The 4,272-nt window shown below is 46.2% G+C and carries 8 protein-coding genes; 1 reads left to right on the plus strand and 7 read right to left on the minus strand.

Going from position 1 to position 4,272, the window contains the following annotated elements:
* The 4 genes from IM509_RS00370 to IM509_RS00385 form a co-directional block, all read right to left on the minus strand.
* A partial coding sequence (locus tag IM509_RS00370) for a BrnT family toxin (protein WP_272079324.1) occupies nt 1-312 on the minus strand: 312 nt, incomplete at its 3' end.
* Between the two features lie 209 nt (nt 313-521).
* Nucleotides 522-851, minus strand: coding sequence for a DUF5615 family PIN-like protein (locus IM509_RS00375; protein WP_002788902.1), 330 nt, complete (start codon nt 849-851; stop codon nt 522-524).
* Complete coding sequence (locus IM509_RS00380) at nt 835-1,071, minus strand: DUF433 domain-containing protein (protein WP_002788903.1); 237 nt, start codon at nt 1,069-1,071, stop codon at nt 835-837. Before IM509_RS00380 ends, IM509_RS00375 begins: the two co-directional genes overlap by 17 nt.
* A 208-nt stretch (nt 1,072-1,279) precedes the next feature.
* Entirely contained in the window at nt 1,280-1,741 is a 462-nt protein-coding gene (locus IM509_RS00385) for a hypothetical protein (RefSeq protein ID WP_052276978.1), read from the minus strand.
* Between the two features lie 303 nt (nt 1,742-2,044).
* Between IM509_RS00385 and IM509_RS00390 the strand changes: the two genes are divergently transcribed.
* Entirely contained in the window at nt 2,045-2,209 is a 165-nt protein-coding gene (locus IM509_RS00390) for a hypothetical protein (RefSeq protein WP_158499355.1), read from the plus strand.
* Here IM509_RS00390 and IM509_RS00395 read toward each other — a convergent pair.
* From IM509_RS00395 to IM509_RS00405, 3 genes are all read right to left on the minus strand, one after another.
* The gene (locus tag IM509_RS00395) at nt 2,194-2,685 is read right to left on the minus strand and encodes a glycine zipper family protein (protein ID WP_052276979.1); all 492 of its coding nucleotides are present in this window, start codon (nt 2,683-2,685) and stop codon (nt 2,194-2,196) included. The genes IM509_RS00390 and IM509_RS00395 overlap by 16 nt on opposite strands.
* Before the next feature lie 168 nt (nt 2,686-2,853).
* On the minus strand, nt 2,854-3,378 hold the full coding sequence (locus IM509_RS00400; protein WP_002764743.1) for a type IV pilin-like G/H family protein: 525 nt from the start codon (nt 3,376-3,378) through the stop codon (nt 2,854-2,856).
* Between the two features lie 24 nt (nt 3,379-3,402).
* Nucleotides 3,403-4,095, minus strand: coding sequence for a hypothetical protein (locus IM509_RS00405; protein ID WP_052276980.1), 693 nt, complete (start codon nt 4,093-4,095; stop codon nt 3,403-3,405).
* Nucleotides 4,096-4,272: the final 177 nt, after the last annotated feature.

Below are 4,272 nucleotides of genomic sequence, written 5' to 3' on the forward strand. Positions count from 1 at the left end.
ATCCTTATCTGGCAAGAGACTTAATTGATTAGTTCGCTCTAGAAAAAAACAATTAACAAAAATCGCTAAATGCCTTTCTATATAAGGGTTCCATCCCTTATAACTCCCGTCCATTGCATAACACAAACCGAAGAGCCATAAAACTACTTGATTAACTATACCAATTACTTGAATTCTGGTTTCATCATAATCACGTTTATCTTCTCTTTCCAAACGGTTGGGATCTAGAAAAATATTTTTTGCATCCTCAAAATCAATCTTGTGCTTGATCAAGTTGGAAGCGGCTTTATTATTGTCCCATTCTATCTCCATTTTATCGAGATGTTATATCTAGTTAATAACATCTGGGGTTACACATGATAGGGTTATATTTAGATTTGTTAGGTTTCGTCACCTCAACCTACATATCGGCGATCACACTACAATTTTCCTGTACGCATTGTACAACAAATCTCGAACAAATAAGGTACGTTACATTTCATTAACGCACCCTACCAGAGCGGCGATCAGACTAAAAAATATCAAGCAAGGATTAATATTGAGTCAGAATTATTGGAAAAAACCTCAATCTGCTCTTTATATCTTGTGATTAATTGCAAGAGAATGTCACGACTACAATTCCCAATCCGAAGCCAAATTAATTTGGGTGGATGACCGTAAAGTAATGCCCGTTGATAAAAATCCGAATCTTTAGAAATCACAGTGAAATTATTATTTTTGGCATATTCCCAAATTATTTCATCAGCAAATCCTTTCATCCCAATATCCCTAACGTGAAGACTATTCGGAAATTCAGTAGCTAGTAAACGTGGCAATTTGGGTGATAAATTTTCATCAAACAGTAATTTCATTGGGAATAATCATCAGATGGCGATCGCGGTCAGCGGCAAAAGCGAAACAGGCTTGTATATCTTCTAAGGTTAGATCGGGAAAATCGTCTAAAACTTCCTCAATGGTCATCCCTCCACCTAAATAGTCTAAAACATCATTAACGGTGATCCGAGTATTAATAATACAGGGCTTTCCGCTACGAATGGAGGGGTTAATTGTAATCCGTTGACGATAATTCATCGTTTTTTCCTCAATAAATTAACAGAAGAAACTCATTGGCGATCGCCTCTTGATTCAAAAAGCGATCGCACTTTGAAAAGCCCAATTGATCGCAGTTTGCAAGTTTAATCGACAATGTGACAGCAATCACTCTTTTAAAAGCCAAAATGATCGCGGTTTTAAGATTTAATCAATAACAAGACAGCGATCGCACTCAACTTACAAGAGATTATGGCGATCTGTTAATCCATGGATACCACACTTCTAGTGTACCCTGTTTTGGTTTATTTTCATAGTCATAATGTGGATCAACTATTGCTTGACTAGAAGGTGATAATCCGGTCACTAAATCCGCTGCACATCGGTCAGTTCTGTAGAACACCCTTACGGAAATGTTTTTACTAGGAAAGGTACCATCATCATTGTTTGTTTTTGAAACAAGTTGAGGACTGTCTGGGATATAATCAGGACGCTGCTTTCTAATTTCATCTAAATAGGCTTGAGCATCATTCCGCTGTGATTTGGATGAGATATGCACACCAGTAATCTTAATACCTTGTAGATTACAAGATTGATCAGGTGGTGGGAAAAATCGTCCCCAATTGGCAATCACTGCACTACCCAATGTTCCTATCAGAGCTATGATAGCGAGTAAGATAGCGACTTTAGGAGGTTGATTTTCGGTACTCATAGAAACATTATGCCCGACGGCGACTGATTTAATTTTGGTTTATACATACCGACACAAGGTATGTTTTGCCTCTAGCATGGAGTTCCCAGCGGCCGTCAGCTTCCCCTTACTCATCGTTGACCCGTTGCAGGAATTTCAACCTAGTATATTTATTCGGTCGTATCTATGATAAGGCGGGTTTTTTAGACCAGCAAGACTTTAACACAAAGCCGCCCTAAAAGGGGCGGGGTTTTCAACCCAAATTTTCGATCAGCGAACTGACGGTCACGAGGACGAGAACGACCGCGACTAAGGGCGAGCGTTTTGTCAGGTGGAAAAAGTGAGCGAGTAGAGTTGGCAGTTTTCTCAACATGGTTAACCGGTTATGTCAAAAATCGCTTAGATTTCGGGACAGAAATAACGGGGAAAGGAAGCGGATTTCCAGAGATTTCTGCTTCTGCGATCGCCGAAAATTACTGGACGCTGTAACCCCGTCCCTCCATACAGGCTGTCCAGGCTTGATAGTAGGTTTGTAATCGCTGGTTTTCCTCTTGGGTCGCTTCGACTTGCGCTTGCTCGGCCTGCTGTTGTTCTTCTCGTTCTCGGAACAGTCCCGCCAAAGCCCCGACTCCCGCCCCGATCGCTGCACCTTCCCCAGTATTCCCAGCGATCGCTCCTCCGACCGTTCCTAATAAAGCGCCTGTGGCACTTGCGCGAAGCAATTGTCCCTGTTGCGAGGATTGGGCGGCAGTGGCGGGGGATATCTGATCCGGCTGACTGGGATCGACCCCGGTTTGCTGTTTTGCCCAAGAATAACAAGCGTAATGGTCTTGCTGTTGTTGTTCTTGGCTTTGTCCTTGACTGGGATAGGCGAAGGGTTCGGCCACTTGAGCTAAACTGACATCGGTAGGGAAAAGAATACTTCCTAATACGATCACGCTCAGGGTTTCGATCGATCTTTTCATGAGATACTCCGATCAACTGAATCGATAATTAATTGTTAAAAACGAGAGAAAAACTCGATAAATTTAGACAGATTACCGAGAGGATTAAATCGTTCCCGAAAAGTCAAGTGATCAACTGTCCGGGGCCCGCTACCAGCAAGACAATTAACTGTTCTCCCAACCTCAACACTACTCGTTCACCTCGGAAGCGGGAACCTGTACGGAGAAGTCGCCGCACTGGAGGGTCAGTTTTCCGGGGTTATTAAACTGATTGCCGCGCACCAATTGCGGATCCGCCGGACGCGTCTGACCGGGATTGGTATTCTGACAGATAATCGTCGTGATTTTCGGGTCTTGGTTAGGAGTGATAAAAGCCGCACCCACATAAGCTTTTAGCTGATTGCTGACGGTTGAGCGAGCGGGGATAACGTAGCTATAGGCGGCCTCGGAAGTGGTGCGAATGGCATAATCAAAGGTTTTCGGCAAAGTAACCCCGAAATCTTCTTGAACATTGTCAACTTGCGCTCGAAAATTCCCGTTATTCTGATAATAGGTGCGCTGTCCCTCGGTCATCTTGGCGACGGCTTGCAAAGCGGCGTTTTGGTCTTGAGCGATCGAATTACCTGTTTGACTTAGAGTCAGATTGCCTGTAGCGAGGAGAGCGAGAGAACTAAAAAGGAAAGCGAGGGAAAAATGTCGGTTAGGTTTTCTCATGGGATATTCAAGGCTAATAAATCTTTAAAAAGGTGCGGTCACGACCCGATAGTAAACCCCGTTAGCACCGTAGGCGGGACTTAACCAAGCCGTACCGCAGCGGTAATAAGTGCTTGTACCAACTGGGTTATAAACGCATCCCCCTGGGAGGTTAGTATAGATCGCTCCGAGGGCGTAGGCACTGCCCGCCGCAAATCCTGCATTGTAGGATTCCGCTTGATTGGCAGTGGCAGCCGTGGCGCCGAGGGCGACTCCTGTGGTGGCCGCCGCTCCAGCTGCGGCCCAACCACCGCAGTTATAACAGCCCGCACCGTAGTAACTATTGACAACGGTGGGCGGATGATAGGTGGCGTAGGTGCCGCCGTAGTAGGTGCCGTGATAGCCATAAACTGAGGTTCCGTAGGGGGTAGTACCGCTCCAAGAACCGTCACCACCGGAGGCCGAGCCACCCCGATAGCCGTTGACACCCCAAGAACCATCGTCCCCGGAGGCAGTGGTGCCACGGAATCCCGTCCCACTCCAAGAACCGTCACCACCGGAGGCCGAGCCACCCCGATAGCCGGAGGCACTCCAAGAACCATCACCCCCGGAGGCGGTACCGCGAAAACCGGAGGCACTCCAAGAACCTCCCCCGGCATGGAACCAAGCGGCGGCCGGTGAGGAAGCAAGCAGTATAGTGGTTAGAAAACCCATGACACTAAAAACGAGATTTTTCATCGGAAATTTTGGGTCTGAAACCCCGCCGTAGAACGGCGGCTTTACGTTAGAATTAAAAGGCCAGTCTCGAAAACCAAGTGGACGGCGCAGCACCTTGAAAACTCGGCTTAGGGGGTTCCGACCAGAAAAGCTTGGCCGGGTAAAAAGTCGCGCGCAACAAGTACAAGAAGCTATAGG

Origin of the sequence: Microcystis sp. M31BS1 (assembly GCF_020245285.1) — a bacterium.
In the GTDB taxonomy this organism is placed as follows: domain Bacteria; phylum Cyanobacteriota; class Cyanobacteriia; order Cyanobacteriales; family Microcystaceae; genus Microcystis; species Microcystis panniformis.